This window comes from Bradyrhizobium sp. HKCCYLRH1034, assembly GCF_051168375.1.
Lineage (GTDB): Bacteria > Pseudomonadota > Alphaproteobacteria > Rhizobiales > Xanthobacteraceae > Bradyrhizobium.
The window spans coordinates 379801-395518 of sequence record NZ_JBNPUW010000006.1; the positions used below are offsets into that span (position 1 = coordinate 379801).

Here is a 15718-nt window from a genome sequence, read left to right on the forward strand (position 1 = left end):
GAAGGCGGGTGAAATGGCTGGCTGTGGGTGCCCTGCCGGGGCCGCCGCGTCAAGGCCGGATCAGCGGCCGATCACTTGATGGTGCCCAGCCAGCGCTTGGCGGCCTGTTCGCCCTTGGCGCGGTCTTCGGGGGGCATGTCGGCGAATTTCTCGTCGAGCTTGGGATCGCCCTTGCCGGCTGTCTTGGCCACCAGGTGCCATTTGTAGGCCTCGACCTTGTCCATCTGGGTGGCGATTCCATACAGCAGCACCCATGCCAGTCGGTTCTGGGCGACCGGGCTGTTCTGCCGCGCGGCCCTGCGCAGCAGCGCGATTGCCGCGGGCTGGTCCTTCGGCACGCCGGTGCCGTTGAACAGCGCGATCGCGTATTCGACCTCGGCGTCGATATTGTCGGCGATCGCGGCCGCCTTCAGCAATTGGGCGGCCTTCTCGAGGTCTTTCGGCACGCCGGTTCCTTCCTTGTAGAAGGTCGCCAGCGCGTATTGCGCCTCGGCGTTGCCGGCATCCGCAGCAAGGCGCAGCAGCTCGGCCGAGCGTCTGAGGTCCTGCGGAAAGGTCTGGCCGTCGAGATAGAGCAGCGCGAGATTGTAGGCCGCCTTGGGCTCGCCGAGCTTGGCGGCGGAGGCCAGCAGCTTGACCGCCTCGAGCTTGTCGACAGGGCCGCCGCGCCCGGCCAGCCGCATCATCGCCAGCGCGAACATCGCTTCGCGGTCGCCGGCCTCGGCGGCGCGTTTGTACCAGATCGCCGCCTTGTCGTAGTCGCGGCGGATGCCCATGGCGTTTTCGTAGAGCTGGCCGAGCATCGCCATGGCCTTGGGGTCGCCGGCCTGGGCGCGCGGCGACGCCAGATCGAACGCGGTCTTGTACTGGCCGCGCTGATAGGCGCCGTAGACCACGTCGACATTGGGATCATTGGCGGCGGGCTGTGGCGTCGCGGCCGGCGCCGGGGCGGCCGGCTTGGCCGACGGGGCAGGGGCTGGCTTCTTCGCAGCGGACGGTGCCGGCGGCTTGGGCCTCTCCGCCGGCCTTTCGACCGGCTTGGGCTTTTCCGTCGGCGGCTGCTGAGCAGGCGGCGTCAACGAGATCTGCGCGGCCGCGCCCGTCGTCGCCATGGCGAGCGCAGCAACAACACATGTCAGGCGCAGGATCGTCATCGGCGGCCGTTCAGCTCTGTCCCGGCGCGTCGGCCGGCACGGCCGTATGCGCGCTCCGGATCGCGGCGCTGATCTCGTCAAGAGCGGCGGCCGGACCGCGGGCGTCGTTCCAGACGAGGTCGTCGACCAGCACGAAATCGGCTCCCGCGGCGACGAAGTCCGCGGCCTCCTTGAGCGAGATCGCATAGCCGACGCAGGGCGGCTCGAACAGCTCGGCCCACCAGGCCAGGCGCTCGTTGACGGCATCCGGCGAGGGCCGCCGGCCCTGCGCGTCGCGCTCGCCGAACAGCACATAGTCGGCGCCAAGCTCGCCGGCACGCATCGAATCATGCCGTGTCGACAGGCCGCCGCAGCCGGCGATGCGGTCCGGCTTCAGGCCGGGCAGCGCCTCTTCCAGCGCGGCGACGCCGGTCAGATGCGCGCCATCGGCGCCGGCGCGGGCCACGATGTCGGGATGGCCGTCGATCAGCAGCGCCGCACCGGCGCCCTGGATCGCCGGCGCCAGCGTCTTGACCGTCGTGATCATGCTGCGCGGATCGCTCTCCTTCAGCCGCACCAGCACCGCTGCCACATCGGCGCTGGCGAGGATCGCCGGCAGGCCGGCGGCCAGCGCCGCCGCGTCGGTCACGACCGGCGTTGCCAGATACAGGCGCGGCGCGGGCCGCGCGGATGTCGTCTTGCCGGACACTAGGCGGCCTCTTTCTCGAGCGCGGCGGTCCACTGGCCGCGGCTGGCAAGCGCGTTCATGCGAGCGCGGTGGGTGAAGGCCCGCTGGCCGGTAGCGACGTTCGCCGCCTTGCCGGCCCATGCCTGTTGCGGCGCGGCCTGCAACGCACGGCCATAGGAGAAGGTCAGCCTCCAGGGCAGCGGACCGAGCCGGTTCATCGCGTCGAGATGCGCGGTCGCGCTCTCGTCGGATTGTCCGCCGGACAGGAAGGCGATGCCGGGCACCGCCGCAGGCACGCATTCCTTCAGCAGTTGGACGGTCCTTTCGGCGACCTCCTGCACCCCGGCCTGGTCCGGCGATTGCTTGCCCGGGACCGCCATGTTGGGCTTCAGGATCATGCCTTCCAACGCGACGCGCTGGATGCGCAATTCACGAAACACCTCGTTCAGGACGCGGCGCGTGACGTCGAAGCAGCGAGCGATGTCATGATCGCCGTCCATCAGCACCTCCGGTTCGACGATCGGCACGATGTTCGCGGCCTGGCACAGGGCGGCATAGCGGCCGAGCGCATGCGCGTTGACATGGATCGCTGTCATCGAAGGGATATTGTCCTTGTCGATATCGATCACGGCCCGCCATTTGGCGAAGCGCGCACCCAGCGCGTAGTACGTCGCCAGCCGATCCGCAAGCCTGTCGAGCCCGGCCGTGACCCGCTCGCCGGGGCAGCCGGGCAGCGGTTGCGTTCCCTCGTCGACCTTGATGCCGGGAATGGCGCCGGCCGCTTCGATCAGCTTCACCAGCGGGGTGCCGTCGGCGGCGTTCTGCCGGATGGTTTCGTCATAGAGAATGACGCCGGAGATGAACGACATGCCTGCGCTGCGGAACAGCATCTCGCGATAGTCGCGGCGATTCTGTTCGGTCGATTCGACCTTGATGGCATCGAAGCGCTTCTTGATCGTCCCGGTGGATTCATCGGCGGCGAGAATGCCCTTGCCCGGCGCGACCATGGCAAGGGCCGTGGTGTTCAGTGCGGAGAGGTTCATGCTTGGCTCCAGACGCACCTGCCCTGCCCATCAAAATAGACGGTTCTCGGGCGGTTGCCGAGCAAACATTGGCCGTAGGTGAGGCGGACTCTCGGAGAGGTGAAGGGGAGGTTGCTGATGGGGCAACCTTGTCAACTCAGCGGCAGTCGGCTCCCCTCCCCGCACGGGCAGGGCGATCGCATTTGACGAAATTCGGCAATCGCGGCACGAACTGCTGCCAACGAGTTACTCCGTCATGGCCGGGACAAGCCCGGCCATGACGAAGTGGAAAAAGGCGGGCGCAAGACGTAAAGCGCCAGATGCGATAGCCCTACCCGCAAGGGGTAGGGGAGCACACCGAGTTCAGGGCGAAGGTCGAACTACACGACGAACGCTCACGCGACCTTCGGGGCGAGCTCGCCGTTGGCGTAGCGCTTGGCCATCTCGGCCGTCGTCAGCACGCGCTTGATCTTCGAGGCCTGGCCGGCGGTGTTGAACTCCTGCAGGCGCTGCTTGCACAGCTTGGCCATCGCCTCCATCGCCGGCTTCAGGTACTTGCGCGGATCGAATTCCTCCGGGTGCTCCGACAGCACCTTGCGGATCTGGCCGGTCATCGCCATGCGGTTGTCGGTGTCGATGTTGATCTTGCGGACGCCGTTCTTGATGCCGCGCTGGATCTCGCTGACCGGCACGCCCCAGGTCGGCTTCATCTTGCCGCCATAGGTGTTGATGATCTCCTGCAGATCCTGCGGCACCGAGGACGAGCCGTGCATCACCAGATGCGTGTTCGGCAGCTTGCGGTGGATCTCCTCGATCACGTTCATGGCGAGGATGTCGCCGTCCGGCTTGCGCGTGAACTTGTAGGCGCCGTGCGACGTTCCCATCGCGATCGCGAGCGCGTCGACCTGCGTCTCACGCACGAACTTCACGGCCTCGTCCGGATTGGTCAGCAACTGGTCGTGCGACAGCTTGCCCTCGGCGCCGTGGCCGTCCTCCTTGTCGCCCATGCCGGTCTCGAGCGAGCCGAGCACGCCGAGCTCGCCCTCGACCGAGATGCCGCCGAGATGCGCCATGGTGGCGACCGTCTTGGTGACGCCGACATTGTAGTCCCAGTCAGCCGGGGTCTTGCCGTCGGCCTTCAGCGAGCCGTCCATCATCACCGAGGTGAAGCCGGCCTGGATCGCGGTCATGCAGGTGTCCGGGCCGTTGCCATGGTCGAGATGCACGCAGACCGGAATGTGCGGATAGATCTCGGTGACCGCGTCCATCATGTGCTTGAGCATGACGTCGTTGGCATAGGAGCGGGCGCCGCGCGAGGCCTGGATGATGACGGGCGCGTCGACCGCATTGGCCGCCTCCATGATCGCCAGCGCCTGCTCCATGTTGTTGATGTTGAAGGCCGGGACGCCGTAGTCATTTTCCGCCGCGTGGTCGAGCAATTGACGCAACGTGATACGAGCCATGGCTGGAACTCCCTGATTAAGAATTGGACGGTGCGGCGGCTGACGCACGTGTCGAAACTGCTGCACCGTGCATAACGCGGTGGTCGGGAGATTCCAAGGGTTGCGGGCGACGCAGGCGACCAGACCGGGCTGTCAGCTGCCATTCACAGGTTAGCAGCCAAATCCGTCGCAACGGACACGTAAGAGCTGGCTCAGCTCTTCCTGGCTTCGAGAGCCGCGATGCGCTCCTCGACCGCACTGACCCGCTCATCGAAGTCACTGGCGGCCGCGCGCATCATGACCAGCATGCCGGCCGCATCGCGACGTTGCTTGCGGATCAAGGTTTCCAAGCTATCGAGCCGCGTCTCGGTCGATTGTCTGAACTGTCCAAACTCCGATCGGAACGCAGCAATGCTCTCCTGGATCTTGATCAGGATCGAGTGGACGGCGTCTGTGGGGCTCTCGGCCATGAATGGAACATAACAGAAACATCCATGGCCGACAAGCGTGGAAAGATCAGGCCTTCAGCACCTCAACGCCCGGCAGCGGCTTGCCTTCCATCCACTCCAGGAAAGCGCCGCCGGCGGTCGAGACATAGGTGAAGTCCGAGGCAACTCCGGCCTGGTTGAGCGCGGCGACGGTATCGCCACCGCCGGCCACCGAGACCAGCTTCTTGGCCTTGGTACGCTCGGCCGCGTGCTTGGCGGCGACCATCGTGCCGCGGTCGAACGGCGTCAGCTCGAAGGCGCCGAGGGGACCGTTCCACACCAGCGTCGCGGCGTCGTCGATCGCGGCATGGATGCGGGCGGTCGATTGCGGGCCGACGTCGAGGATCATGCTGTCCGGCGGGATGGCGTCGAGGCCATAGGCGAAGGACGGCGAGTTGGCCGCGAAGTGATACGAAACGGTGGCATCCACCGGCAGGATGATGGCGCAGTTCGAGGCCTCGGCCTTCTCCATGATCCTGAGCGCGGTGGCGGCGAGATCCTTCTCAGCCAGCGACTTGCCGATCTGCACGCCCTGTGCATGCAGGAAGGTGTTGGCCATGCCGCCGCCGATCACCAGCGCATCGACCTTGGTGACGAGGTTTTCCAACAGGTCGATCTTGGTCGAGACCTTGGCGCCGCCGACGATCGCGATGACCGGCTTGGCCGGCCGGCCCAGCGCCTTGTCGAGCGCGTCGAGCTCGGCCTGCATGGTGCGGCCGGCATAGGCCGGCAGCTTGTGGCCGAGGCCTTCGGTCGAGGCGTGGGCGCGGTGCGCGGCGGAGAAGGCGTCGTTGACCCAGATGTCACCGAGCTTGGCGAGCTCGGCGACGAACGCCGGATCGTTCTTCTCTTCCTCCTTGTGGAAGCGCGTGTTCTCCAGGCACAGCACGTCGCCGTCCTTCATCGCGGCGATGGCGGTCGCCGCCGGCTCGCCGATGCAATCGTCGGCAAAGGCGACAGGACGCTTGATCACCTGCGAGAGCGCAGTGGCGACCGGCTTCAGCGAGTCCTTGGCATCGCGCCCCTTCGGCCGGCCGAAATGCGCGAGCAGGATGACCTTGCCGCCCTTGGTCGCGATCTCATTGATGGTCGGCGCGACGCGCTCCAGGCGCGTCGCATCGCTGACGTGGCCATTCTCCATGGGCACGTTCAGGTCGACGCGCAGCAGCACGCGTTTGCCTTTGACGTCGACGTCGTCGAGGGTGCGGAATTGTTTCATTGAAGCCACCGTTGAACGAGGGACTATCAGGGCTGATTGTAGCCGTTGGTGTTTTCCGGCGGATCGCCTTCCTGCTTCGTCGTCACCCGCATGCCTTGGCGGAAACCATAGGCAATCAGGCCGATCAGCAGCAGCGCGCCGGGGATTCCAAGCCAGTTGGGAAGGGTCATCGCGCTTCCTCAGCCGTCGTTCCGGGGCGGTCCGCAGGACCGCACCCGGATCTCGAGATTCCGGGGGCCTCTCTGCAAGGCGCCCCGGAATGACTGGGCGAGAGTTAGAGCAGCTTGCCCATCGCGACGGCGGTGTCGGCCATGCGGTTGGAGAAGCCCCACTCGTTGTCGTACCAGGACATCACGCGCACGAGGTTGCCGTTCATGACCTTGGTCTGGTCCATGTGGAACGTCGAGGAGTGCGGATCGTGGTTGAAGTCGATCGAGACGTTCGGCGCGGTGGTGTAGCCGAGCACGCCCTTGAGCTCCTGCTCGGCGGCGCGCTTCATCGCCTCGTTGATCTCCTTCGGGTCGGTGTTGCGCTTGGCGACGATCTTGAGATCCACCACCGAGACGTTCGGCGTCGGCACGCGGATCGCGACGCCGTCGAGCTTGCCCTTCAGCTCGGGCAGCACCAGGCCGATCGCCTTGGCCGCGCCGGTCGAGGTCGGGATCATCGACATCGCCGCCGCGCGGCCGCGATAGAGATCCTTGTGCATGGTGTCGAGTGTCGGCTGGTCGCCGGTGTAGGCGTGGATCGTGGTCATGAAGCCGGTCTCGATGCCGACGGTGTCGTTCAGCACCTTGGCGATCGGCGCCAGACAGTTGGTGGTGCAGGAGCCGTTGGAGACGACCAGGTGATCCTTGGTCAGCGTCGTGTGATTGACGCCGTAGACAATGGTGGCGTCGGCGCCGTCGGCCGGGGCCGAGACCAGCACGCGCTTGGCGCCGGCGGTCAGATGCGCGGAGGCCTTGTCCTTGGAGGTGAAGATGCCGGTGCATTCCAGCGCGATGTCGACGCCGAGGTCCTTCCAGGGCAGCTTCGACGGATCACGCTCGGCGGTGACCTTGATCTTGCCGTTGCCGATATCGATCGTGTCGCCGTCGACGGTCACGGTATGGGGGAAGCGGCCGTGCACGCTGTCGAAGCGCAGCAGGTGGGCGTTGGTCTCGACCGGGCCGAGATCGTTGATGCCGACCACCACGATGTCCTTGCGACCCGATTCCGCGATGGCGCGCAGAACGTTGCGGCCGATGCGGCCAAACCCGTTGATCCCGACCCGGACTGCCATTTTCGTCTCCTTCAATGACGTTTCTCGTCCCTCGTAGCCGGCCCCTGGCAAGGGCTCTACGAGGGTTTGGACCTGTTGACGCCCGGTTCTGCCGGGCGCGAGCGGACGATATGGCCCTTTCGTAGTCCTTTTTTTGCGCTCGCTCAACCGTCGCGAATCATGTTCGCGCGGCGCTCCTGATTTGGTGAACCGCCGCGGAGGAGCGAGTGGGCTTTACGCCAGCCGCTGTACGGCCGCCGCAACAGCCGCCTCGGCGGTGATGCCGAAATGCTTGTAGAGCTCCTTGGCCGGGCCGCTCTCGCCGAACGAATGCATGCCGATGAAGATGCCGTCCTGGCCGATCACTGCATCCCAGCCCCAGCGCACCGCGGCCTCGATGGCGATCTTGACCGGAGCATTGCCGATGATCTTGGCCCTGGCCTCGGCCGGCTGCTCGAGCAGCAGCTCCAGCGAGGGCACCGAGACGACGCGGGCTGGGATGCCACGCTCGGCGAGCTGCTTCTGCGCCGCAACGGCGATCTCGACCTCGGAGCCGGTCGCGAACAGCGAGACCTTGGCCTCGCCCTGCGCGGCGACGAGCTCGTAGCCGCCGCGGCTGCAGGGGTTGTCCGACGGCGCGGAGGTGCGCAGCTGCGGCAGGTTCTGCCGCGTCAGCGCCAGCACCGTCGGGCCGTTGGTGCGGTTCAGCGCCAGCTCCCAGCATTCGGCGGTCTCGACCGCGTCGCACGGCCGGAACACGCGCATGTTCGGGATCGCGCGCAGCGCGGCCAGATGCTCGACCGGCTGGTGCGTCGGGCCGTCCTCGCCGAGGCCGATCGAATCATGCGTCAGCACATAGACGACGCCCGCGCCCATCAGCGCCGACAGCCTGATAGCGCCGCGCGCGTAGTCCGAGAACACCAGGAAGGTGGCGCCGTTGGGCGCGAAGCCGCCATGCAGGAAGATGCCGTTCATGCAGGCCGCCATGCCGTGCTCACGGATGCCGTAATGGATGAAGCGCCCCTTCGGCGTCTTGGCCGAGAACGAGACGGCCGACTTCGCCTTGTTGTTGTTGGAGCCGGTGAGGTCGGCGGAGCCGGCCACGAACTCGAACGGCATGGCGGCTGCGATCACCTCGATCGCGGCCTCCGACGATTTGCGGGTGGCGACGTTGAGCGGGGTCTCCAGCAGCGCCTTCTTGTGGTCCTTCAGCGCCTTCGCCAGCGCGGCGGGCCGCTCGTGGCGCAGCCGGCGCTCGAACTCGGCGCGCTTGCGCGGGCCCATCTCGGCGAGCCGGGTCTCCCACTCGGCCCGTGCGGTTGCGCCGCGGCGGCCGGCCTCACGCCAGGCGGCGAGCACGTCGTCGGGCACGGAGAACGGCTCCTGCGAAATGCCGAGCTTCTCCTTGGCGCCCTTCAATTCCTCCGCGCCGAGCGCCTCGCCATGCACCTTGGAGGTGCCGGCCTTGGTCGGCGCGCCGTAGCCGATGGTGGTCTTGCAGGCGATCAGCGACGGCTTCGACGACTTCTGCGCTCGCGCGATCGCGGCCGCAATCGCCTCGGGATCATGGCCGTCGATCAGCTCGGCGGCCCAGCCGCACGCCTTGAAGCGCTTCACCTGGTCGACCGAGTCGGCGATCGACAGCGGGCCGTCGATCGAGATGCCGTTATCGTCCCACAGCACGATCAGCTTGTTGAGCTTCCAGTGCCCGGCCATCGCGATCGCTTCCTGGGAGATGCCCTCCATCAGGTCGCCGTCGGAGGCCAGCACATAGGTGTGGTGGTCGACGATCTTCTTGCCGTATTCCGCAGCTAGCATCTTCTCGGCCAGCGCCATGCCGACCGCGGTGGAGATGCCCTGGCCGAGCGGGCCGGTGGTGGTCTCGATGCCCTTGGTGCGGAAATTCTCCGGATGGCCGGGGGTGAGCGAACCGACCTGGCGGAAGCGCTTGATCTGGTCGAGCGTCATCTCCTCGTTGCCGGTCAGATACAGCAGCGCATAGAGCAGCATCGAGCCGTGGCCGGCCGACAGCACGAAGCGGTCGCGATCCGGCCAGGCGGGCGCTGCGGCATCGTATTTCAGCACGCGGGTGAACAGCACGGTGGCGACGTCCGCCGCGCCCATCGGCAGGCCCGGATGGCCCGATTTGGCCTTCTCGACGGCGTCCATTGCGAGCCCGCGGATGGCGTTGGCCATGCGGGAATGATCGACCTGCGTCATGCTGGAATCCGTCCAAACGTGAAATGCTGATGACAGGAGCGCCGCCGGTATTGCTGGCGGGCCGGGATTTTGCGGGCTGATTAGCACCTCGGTTCCGGGAATCAAAGGTTCTGCAACGCCGGGAACCTCCCAAAAGTTGCTTAGTAGTGCATAGTTTCGGCCGAGCGTTGCGCTTGGCTCGCCCACCACGTAAGATTTTGCCCGTAACCGCTTGCCGGACAGCGCTTTTGTCGCCTCCCGCTTGCTCCGAGGGCCTCGCATCCGTGCCATGAACGATCACCCTGCCAATCTTACCGGCCAGGTGGAACCCGGCGCCGCCGATCTCGAGGCGGCGACGCGGCGACTGATGACGGCCCTCGACGCGCTGGAGAGCGCGGTCGAGCGGCGGCGCGAGGCGGATCGTGACGAGGACGAGCTGGCGACGCGCATCCAGGCGCTGGGCGCCGACCGCTCGCGTCTCGCCGACGAGCTCGACGGCTCCCTGATGAAGACGCGCCGGCTCGAGCGCACCAACCGCGAGATCGCCGAGCGCCTGGACACCGCGATCGGCACCATCCGCGCGGTGCTCGCTGGCGGCGACGGGCAGGACGCCGCGCATGATGATGAGGACGAGGAATGAGCCACATCAACGTCACCATCAACGGCCGCCAATATCGCATGGCCTGCGAGGAGGGCCAGGAGCTGCGGCTGCTGAAGCTCGCGGAGAGTCTCGAGTCGCGCATCACCAATCTGCGCGGCAAGTTCGGCGAGATCGGCGACGCCCGGCTCACCGTGATGGCGGCGCTCACCGTGTGCGATGAGCTGATCGATGCCAATCAGCGCGTCCAGGTGCTGGAGCAGGAGCTCGAAGGCCTGCGCAACGTCCGCAACCAGGCCAGCGACCGCGCCCGTGCCACGCAGGTCGCGGTGGCCAAAGCCCTCAACGCCGCCGCCGAGCGCATCGAGCGCACCACACAGGTGCTGAACCGCACGATCGGTGGCGGGGTGGCGATCGGGTGAGACGATTCAAGCCCTCGCGACAACGTATCATCGTGTTGTGAGTCTCTCCATCAGCGATTGTCTGACTTGCCGCCTCATCCAAGGTGTCGTCCCGGCCTTGAGCCCATTGGGGCGGCTGGTGCCGCCGCGCGTTCGCATTCACAGCTGCGCCTCGATTGCGGCCTTGTCGATGACCGACCACACCTCCACGATCTTGCGCTCGCGGAATTCGTAGAACACGTTCTCGGTGAAGGCGACGCGCTGGCCGTCGATGGCGAGCCCGAGAAATTCGCCGGATGGCGTGCAGTCGAAGTCCAGCCGGCTCGCGACGCGGGGCGGGTCTGATAGCAGCAGGCCGATGTTGAAACGGAGATCGGGAATGTCGGCGAAGTTCCCGATCAGCATGTCGCGATAGCCGGAGAGTCCGAGCTGCCGGCCGTTGTGAACGACGTGCTCGTGCACGAAATCGCCGAGCTGCGGCCAAGCCTGCGCATTCAGGCACACGATATAGCCGCGATAGTGATTGGCGAGCTCGGGTCCGGTCATGGCGCGGCTGTTTGGACGAACGCGTTGCACCGGACAACACGGGGCCGGCATGGCGGTTCCCAGCCCGTAGCCTCAATGAAGGTCAGCGATATCCGAAACCATCTCGGTGCCCGCGCTTTCCCGAGCGTCGCTTCGCTCATGCGGGCTACATGGCCCTCGTGTCAAAGACCCTCCAACAGCGTCGCGATCGTCTCCAGCGGGTAGGCCGCCGCCAGGCTACCGACGCCCAGGCCAATGACGCCGAGGACAATGGCGCCGATCCAGCCATGATAGTGAAAGCCGACGGCTGCGCCGACGAAGGCACCGGTCGCAAGCGTACAGATGGCCCAGAGCGTGTGAAGGATGAGTCCGATTGTCCTCAGCATGCGTGATCTCGCGTGTCAGCGGTCTCACCCGTCTCCTCCGATTGGTCGCGCGGATACGCCGTTGTGCGGCAGCGAAGCCGATCACGTCATCGCGATGCGATCGTGTTGCGACCGCTTGTCGTTCCTCCCTGTGTCCTCTACTCATTGTCCAGGCGGAGCCATTGAATCCCGTGGCGACAAACGGGATCGCCCGCGCATCAGGGAGTGCCCATGAAGACGCTGCTCAAGGCGGCCGTAGCCACAGCCTTCACCATGATCATCACGCAGCTCGCGGCCGCGCCGCTGCCCGAAGCCAAGCCCGACGAGGTCGGCTTCTCGCCGGCGGGTCTCGCGCGAATGGATGATTTCTTCGCCCGCGAGATCGCCGCCAAGCGCGTGCCCGGCGCGGTCGTGGCGATCGCGCGCGACGGCAAGCTCGTGCATTACAAGGCCTACGGCCAGCTCGATCCGGTCAAGGGCACGCCGATGCCGCTCGACGCGATCTTCGCCCTGGCCTCGATGACCAAGCCGATGACTACGGTCGGCGGGCTGATGCTGATGGAGCAGGGGCGGCTGCCGCTGCAGGCCAGGCTCGCCGACTACTATCCGGCATTCGCCGACATGAAGGTCGGCGTCACCCAGGAGAACGGAGCGCTGCTGCTGGTGCCGCAGGCTCGCCCCATCCTGATCCATGATCTCTACCGCCACACCTCGGGCCTGATGTATGGCGGGCGGCCGGACAGCTCGAGCGCGGTGGCGCGGCTCTATCCCGACGGCACCGCGCCTGCGATCGAAGGCGACACCCAGGCGTTCATCGAGCGCATCACCAAACTGCCGCTGGCGCATCAGCCCGGCACGCAGTTCGAATACGGCTTCTCCATCGACGTGCTCGGCGCCGTGATCGAGAAGGTCAGCGAACAGCGGCTCGGCGAATATCTGTCGGCCAATCTCTGGAAGCCGCTCGGCATGCAGGACGCGACGTTCGCGCCGACCGACGCACAGCGCCCGCGGCTGGCGCATCCGTTTCCGAACAATCCGCTGACCGGCAAGCCGCAGGCGATCAAGCTGCTGGACACGCCGACCAGGTCGGACTGCGGCGGCGCCTGCTCGTTCGCCACCATCGGCGACTACGTCCGCTTCGGCCAGATGCTGCTCAATGGCGGCGAGCTCGACGGCGCGCGCATCCTGAGTCCGAAGACGGTGCACCACATGACCTCCAACCATCTCGGGCCCGAGATCAAGAACACCGTCGCCAATGTGGAGCCGCATCGCGCCGGCTTCAGCTTCGGGCTCGGCGTCGCCGTGCGCGTCAGCGAGGGCCTGTCGGCGGTGCCCGGCAATCCCGGTGAGTTCAGCTGGAACGGCGCCTATGGCACGCAGTTCTTCTGCGATCCCAGGGAGCGTCTCGTCGTCGTGGTCGGCACGGCGGCGCCCGGGGACTTGCGCAAATATTATCGCGAGCAGGTGCAGGACATCGTCTATGGCGCGATGGTGAAATAGCGCATGCTCACGGTTCATCACCTCGGCAAGTCGCAGTCCGAACGCATCGTCTGGCTCTGCGAGGAGCTGGAAATTCCGTACGAACTGAAATGCTACACGCGCGACGCCCGGACGATGCTGGCGCCGCCCGAGTACAAGGCGCTGCATCCGATCGGCGCGGCTCCCGTGATCACCGATGGCGATCTCGTGCTCGCCGAATCCGGCGCGATCGTCGACTACGTCACCGCGACCTACGGCCAAGACCGCTTACGGCCTGGGCCTGATGACCCCAGCTTCGCGCCGTTCCTCTACTGGCTTCATTTCGCCAACGGTACGTTGCAGGCGGCGATGGGCCGACTGATGATCCTCAACCGGCTGCATCTGCCCGACGACAATCCGGTTCTCGGCGCCATCAGGGCGAGGCTCGACCGTGCCTTCGCGCTGGTCGAGGCGCGTTGCGGCGAGGCGGATTATCTCGCGGGAAACGCGCTCACCACCGCCGACATCATGACGGTGTTCTCGCTCACCACCATGCGCTACTTCCTGCCCTATGATCTCGGACCCTTCCCCAACATCCGCGCCTATCTCGCCCGCATCGCCGCGCGCCCGGCCTATCAGCGCGCGATGGCCAAGGGCGATCCCGGCATGGTGTTGTTGTTGAGCTGATCGTCGCGGGTCGGAAGATCGCTTTGGCGGCTTGCTTGGTGTACCTCGCCCCGCTTGCGGGGAGAGGTCGGATTGCATCGTCAGATGCAATCCGGGTGAGGGGGGACAGGTCTCACCACGTACACTCCCCGTGCGTCGACCCCTGATCCCAACCCTCTCCCCGCGAGAACGGGGAGAGGGAGCAGACTGCCCGAGCCGCCATATCTCGTCTCACTATTTTTCAGCGTCTCGCAACACGCCAGCGTTAGGGCGAGAATGCAAATGAACTTATGGTCGACAGCCCACCACCTCGCCCGCTGTCATCGGCCCATCGCCTGCTCACTTCTGCCGCTTGCGGCTCCAGTCCAGGAAGGAGCGATACAGCTCCTCCTTCTCCGCCTTCGAGGTCGGCGCCTTGGCCTGCGATTCGAGAAAGGCATCGAAGCGCTCCTGCTGCGAGAGACTGCCGGCCGCGGCGGGCGGCAGGCCGACATTGGCCTCCTTCTTCATCCGCTCCAGCACGGCGTCGACATACGGATAGCGCTGCCAGCCCGGCACCTGGGCCTCGAGATTGAGATCCTTCCAGCCCGGATGGAACGGCGGCTGCTGCAGCCGCGCGAGGTTGGTGAACAGCGTGTCGACGAAGCGGTTGACGCGGTCGGCGCGGTCGCTGCCCGGCTTCCAGTTGTAGACGGCCAGCACCGACGGCACGGCGATGGTTTCCACGGCGGTGTCGGGTGCGACCAGCCCCGGATAGGTGTCGGCCTTGATGCTGGTCGGATAGTAGAAGTCCGAGAATTGCTGCGTGTACGGCACCGGCACGAAGTGGAATCCAGGATCCGCCTTCTTGCCGCTGAACAGTTCGCCGGGCTTGGAGGCGACATACACCATCGCGGCGATCTCGCCCTTGTGCAGCTTCTCCAGTGCGACGGGGCCACCGACCGCGACCGGCTCGATGTCGATGCCGAGGCGCCGGAAGATCAGTGGGCCGGTGTGGGCGGCGGCGACGCCCGCCGTGCCCACCGCGACCTTCTGGCCCTTCAGGTCCTGCAGCGACTTGAACTCCTCGCGCGCATAGATGTGCACGTCGGAGATGAAGAAGCGCAGCACGTAGCGGATGCGGTCGTTGATGTTGGAAAGGCCGGCCTGCCTGGCATAGAAGTCGAATGCATCGGCATAGGTGATCGCGACGTCGACACCGCGCAGATAGAGCAGGTCGGCGATGTTCGAGGTGGTGCCGCGCGTCACCATCGGGATCAGGCGCATGTTGTCGCCGTCGTCCATGGTCCGCGCCATCTCGCTGGCGAAGCGCACGAAGCCGCCGTCGGGCAGGCCCGCGGCCAGGCCGACGGTCCATTGGTTCATGCGCGTCTTGATGGCGGCTTCGTCCGAGGCGCTCCGTGGCTCGGGCGCGCGGGTCTCGGAGACCCGAGGCTCGACGGCCCGCCGTTCCGACGCGCGCGCAGGCTTGATCGAGAGCGGAGCGGCGGACTGCCCTTGCGCAAGCACCGCGCCGACGGGGGTGAGCAAGGCAGCCGAAAGCGTTGCCAGCGCCAGCAGCGCCGGCCGGGCGAGTACTCTGTGCATGTGACTAGTCCCCGATCGCGCCTGCTCGCCATCCCCCGAGCAGACTGATGACACAGCTCAATCCAAGGTCGTATCTCAATGAGCCCTAAAGCTGGCAGTTTTGGGGCAGAAACTACCTAAGGTTTCAGGTAGCTCCAGCCGCTCTCCTGCAGTTCCATCAGCCTGACGGCGCCCGATGGCACCAGGCTCGCTTCGGCGACGATCGCAATCGGATGTCCTTCGCGTTTCTCCATGCCGCGCTTGGTGATGTTGCAGGCGGAGAACTTGATCTTGGCGGGAAAGCTGAGCTCGGCGATCTGCTTGAGCCGGTCCTTCACCGGCGAGGTATCCTCGCGCAGCATGTTCAGCCCGGGTCCATAGGTGACGAGTTCGATCTCGACCTCCTCGCCCTTCTCCTTGAACGTCTCCATGATGTTGGTGGCGTTGTTCAGCGCCAGATTCATGATCGCCGGATCGTTCTGATCGACCTGGATCGAGACGCGATGAATCTTGACGTCGGCGGCGAGGCTCGCAGCAGCCGACGCGATCAGTAGCGCGCAGGCGGCCGTGACGGTTTTGAGATCGAAGCGCATGCCAGGACTCCAATGTACGATACAGGGCATTGGGATGTAGGCATGATCTGCCACAACCTCAGCTCCAAGTCGATGAGCCTGAATCGTGGCAAGA

The 15718-nt window shown here is 66.0% G+C and carries 17 protein-coding genes; 4 read left to right on the top strand and 13 right to left on the bottom strand.

Annotation, left to right across the window (positions count from 1 at the left end):
* Nucleotides 1–71: 71 nt before the first annotated feature.
* The 9 genes from ACQR0W_RS17190 to tkt all read right to left on the bottom strand — a co-directional run bounded on the left by ACQR0W_RS17190 (nucleotide 72) and on the right by tkt (nucleotide 9473).
* The gene (locus ACQR0W_RS17190; protein ID WP_315826023.1) at nucleotides 72–1154 is read right to left on the bottom strand and encodes a tetratricopeptide repeat protein; all 1083 of its coding nucleotides are present in this window, start codon (nucleotides 1152–1154) and stop codon (nucleotides 72–74) included.
* A 10-nt stretch (nucleotides 1155–1164) separates the two neighbouring features.
* Nucleotides 1165–1842 (bottom strand): thiamine phosphate synthase, encoded by a 678-nt coding sequence (locus ACQR0W_RS17195; RefSeq protein WP_315826024.1) that lies wholly within the window; start codon nucleotides 1840–1842, stop codon nucleotides 1165–1167.
* The gene (locus ACQR0W_RS17200) at nucleotides 1842–2864 is read right to left on the bottom strand and encodes a class I fructose-bisphosphate aldolase (protein WP_315826025.1); all 1023 of its coding nucleotides are present in this window, start codon (nucleotides 2862–2864) and stop codon (nucleotides 1842–1844) included. Before ACQR0W_RS17200 ends, ACQR0W_RS17195 begins: the two co-directional genes overlap by 1 nt.
* 374 nt (nucleotides 2865–3238) lie before the next feature.
* Complete coding sequence (gene fba / locus ACQR0W_RS17205) at nucleotides 3239–4306, bottom strand: class II fructose-bisphosphate aldolase (RefSeq protein ID WP_315826026.1); 1068 nt, start codon at nucleotides 4304–4306, stop codon at nucleotides 3239–3241.
* Nucleotides 4307–4497: 191 nt separating this feature from the next.
* Nucleotides 4498–4755, bottom strand: a complete 258-nt coding sequence (locus ACQR0W_RS17210; RefSeq protein WP_315826027.1) for a hypothetical protein — start codon at nucleotides 4753–4755, stop codon at nucleotides 4498–4500.
* A 46-nt stretch (nucleotides 4756–4801) separates the two neighbouring features.
* The gene (locus ACQR0W_RS17215; protein ID WP_315826028.1) at nucleotides 4802–5992 is read right to left on the bottom strand and encodes a phosphoglycerate kinase; all 1191 of its coding nucleotides are present in this window, start codon (nucleotides 5990–5992) and stop codon (nucleotides 4802–4804) included.
* A gap of 26 nt (nucleotides 5993–6018) precedes the next feature.
* Nucleotides 6019–6162: a hypothetical protein gene (locus tag ACQR0W_RS17220; protein ID WP_315713910.1), complete on the bottom strand. Its 144-nt coding sequence runs from the start codon at nucleotides 6160–6162 to the stop codon at nucleotides 6019–6021.
* Nucleotides 6163–6266: 104 nt separating this feature from the next.
* A complete protein-coding gene (gap, locus tag ACQR0W_RS17225; RefSeq protein ID WP_315826029.1) occupies nucleotides 6267–7274 on the bottom strand; it encodes a type I glyceraldehyde-3-phosphate dehydrogenase in 1008 nt (335 codons plus the stop codon).
* A 213-nt stretch (nucleotides 7275–7487) separates the two neighbouring features.
* A complete protein-coding gene (tkt, locus tag ACQR0W_RS17230; protein WP_316186670.1) occupies nucleotides 7488–9473 on the bottom strand; it encodes a transketolase in 1986 nt (661 codons plus the stop codon).
* A 268-nt stretch (nucleotides 9474–9741) separates the two neighbouring features.
* Between tkt and ACQR0W_RS17235 the strand changes: the two genes are divergently transcribed.
* Together ACQR0W_RS17235 and ACQR0W_RS17240 are read left to right on the top strand one after the other, a co-directional pair.
* Nucleotides 9742–10092, top strand: coding sequence for a DUF4164 domain-containing protein (locus ACQR0W_RS17235; RefSeq protein WP_315713913.1), 351 nt, complete (start codon nucleotides 9742–9744; stop codon nucleotides 10090–10092).
* Complete coding sequence (locus ACQR0W_RS17240) at nucleotides 10089–10472, top strand: cell division protein ZapA (protein WP_316169469.1); 384 nt, start codon at nucleotides 10089–10091, stop codon at nucleotides 10470–10472. The genes ACQR0W_RS17235 and ACQR0W_RS17240 overlap by 4 nt, the downstream gene beginning before the upstream one ends.
* Nucleotides 10473–10610: 138 nt before the next feature.
* Here the strand turns inward: ACQR0W_RS17240 and ACQR0W_RS17245 are convergent, their stop codons facing one another.
* Complete coding sequence (locus tag ACQR0W_RS17245; protein ID WP_316169468.1) at nucleotides 10611–10997, bottom strand: ester cyclase; 387 nt, start codon at nucleotides 10995–10997, stop codon at nucleotides 10611–10613.
* 161 nt (nucleotides 10998–11158) lie between these two features.
* Complete coding sequence (locus tag ACQR0W_RS17250) at nucleotides 11159–11362, bottom strand: hypothetical protein (protein ID WP_315713915.1); 204 nt, start codon at nucleotides 11360–11362, stop codon at nucleotides 11159–11161.
* A 210-nt stretch (nucleotides 11363–11572) separates the two neighbouring features.
* Here ACQR0W_RS17250 and ACQR0W_RS17255 point away from each other — a divergent pair, with 210 nt between their 5' ends.
* Nucleotides 11573–12841: a serine hydrolase domain-containing protein gene (locus tag ACQR0W_RS17255; protein ID WP_316169467.1), complete on the top strand. Its 1269-nt coding sequence runs from the start codon at nucleotides 11573–11575 to the stop codon at nucleotides 12839–12841.
* 3 nt (nucleotides 12842–12844) lie between these two features.
* Nucleotides 12845–13486 (top strand): glutathione S-transferase family protein, encoded by a 642-nt coding sequence (locus ACQR0W_RS17260; protein ID WP_316169466.1) that lies wholly within the window; start codon nucleotides 12845–12847, stop codon nucleotides 13484–13486.
* A gap of 318 nt (nucleotides 13487–13804) precedes the next feature.
* On the opposite strand, the gene ACQR0W_RS17265 is transcribed toward ACQR0W_RS17260, so the two are convergent.
* Both ACQR0W_RS17265 and ACQR0W_RS17270 read right to left on the bottom strand, forming a co-directional pair.
* Nucleotides 13805–15052, bottom strand: coding sequence for a TAXI family TRAP transporter solute-binding subunit (locus ACQR0W_RS17265; RefSeq protein ID WP_315713918.1), 1248 nt, complete (start codon nucleotides 15050–15052; stop codon nucleotides 13805–13807).
* 116 nt (nucleotides 15053–15168) lie between these two features.
* Nucleotides 15169–15624 (bottom strand): DsrE family protein, encoded by a 456-nt coding sequence (locus ACQR0W_RS17270; protein WP_315713919.1) that lies wholly within the window; start codon nucleotides 15622–15624, stop codon nucleotides 15169–15171.
* Between the last annotated feature and the right edge of the window lie 94 nt (nucleotides 15625–15718).

What these genes read in the sequence shown, in the direction of transcription:
- ACQR0W_RS17190 (WP_315826023.1), bottom strand. Translation starts at nt 1,154, where the DNA reads ATGACGATCCTGCGCCTGACATGTGTTGTTGCTGCGCTCGCCATGGCG.
- ACQR0W_RS17200 (WP_315826025.1), bottom strand. Translation starts at nt 2,864, where the DNA reads ATGAACCTCTCCGCACTGAACACCACGGCCCTTGCCATGGTCGCGCCG.
- fba (WP_315826026.1), bottom strand. Translation starts at nt 4,306, where the DNA reads ATGGCTCGTATCACGTTGCGTCAATTGCTCGACCACGCGGCGGAAAAT.
- ACQR0W_RS17210 (WP_315826027.1), bottom strand. Translation starts at nt 4,755, where the DNA reads ATGGCCGAGAGCCCCACAGACGCCGTCCACTCGATCCTGATCAAGATC.
- ACQR0W_RS17215 (WP_315826028.1), bottom strand. Translation starts at nt 5,992, where the DNA reads ATGAAACAATTCCGCACCCTCGACGACGTCGACGTCAAAGGCAAACGC.
- ACQR0W_RS17220 (WP_315713910.1), bottom strand. Translation starts at nt 6,162, where the DNA reads ATGACCCTTCCCAACTGGCTTGGAATCCCCGGCGCGCTGCTGCTGATC.
- gap (WP_315826029.1), bottom strand. Translation starts at nt 7,274, where the DNA reads ATGGCAGTCCGGGTCGGGATCAACGGGTTTGGCCGCATCGGCCGCAAC.
- tkt (WP_316186670.1), bottom strand. Translation starts at nt 9,473, where the DNA reads ATGACGCAGGTCGATCATTCCCGCATGGCCAACGCCATCCGCGGGCTC.
- ACQR0W_RS17235 (WP_315713913.1), top strand. Translation starts at nt 9,742, where the DNA reads ATGAACGATCACCCTGCCAATCTTACCGGCCAGGTGGAACCCGGCGCC.
- ACQR0W_RS17240 (WP_316169469.1), top strand. Translation starts at nt 10,089, where the DNA reads ATGAGCCACATCAACGTCACCATCAACGGCCGCCAATATCGCATGGCC.
- ACQR0W_RS17245 (WP_316169468.1), bottom strand. Translation starts at nt 10,997, where the DNA reads ATGACCGGACCCGAGCTCGCCAATCACTATCGCGGCTATATCGTGTGC.
- ACQR0W_RS17250 (WP_315713915.1), bottom strand. Translation starts at nt 11,362, where the DNA reads ATGCTGAGGACAATCGGACTCATCCTTCACACGCTCTGGGCCATCTGT.
- ACQR0W_RS17255 (WP_316169467.1), top strand. Translation starts at nt 11,573, where the DNA reads ATGAAGACGCTGCTCAAGGCGGCCGTAGCCACAGCCTTCACCATGATC.
- ACQR0W_RS17260 (WP_316169466.1), top strand. Translation starts at nt 12,845, where the DNA reads ATGCTCACGGTTCATCACCTCGGCAAGTCGCAGTCCGAACGCATCGTC.
- ACQR0W_RS17265 (WP_315713918.1), bottom strand. Translation starts at nt 15,052, where the DNA reads ATGCACAGAGTACTCGCCCGGCCGGCGCTGCTGGCGCTGGCAACGCTT.
- ACQR0W_RS17270 (WP_315713919.1), bottom strand. Translation starts at nt 15,624, where the DNA reads ATGCGCTTCGATCTCAAAACCGTCACGGCCGCCTGCGCGCTACTGATC.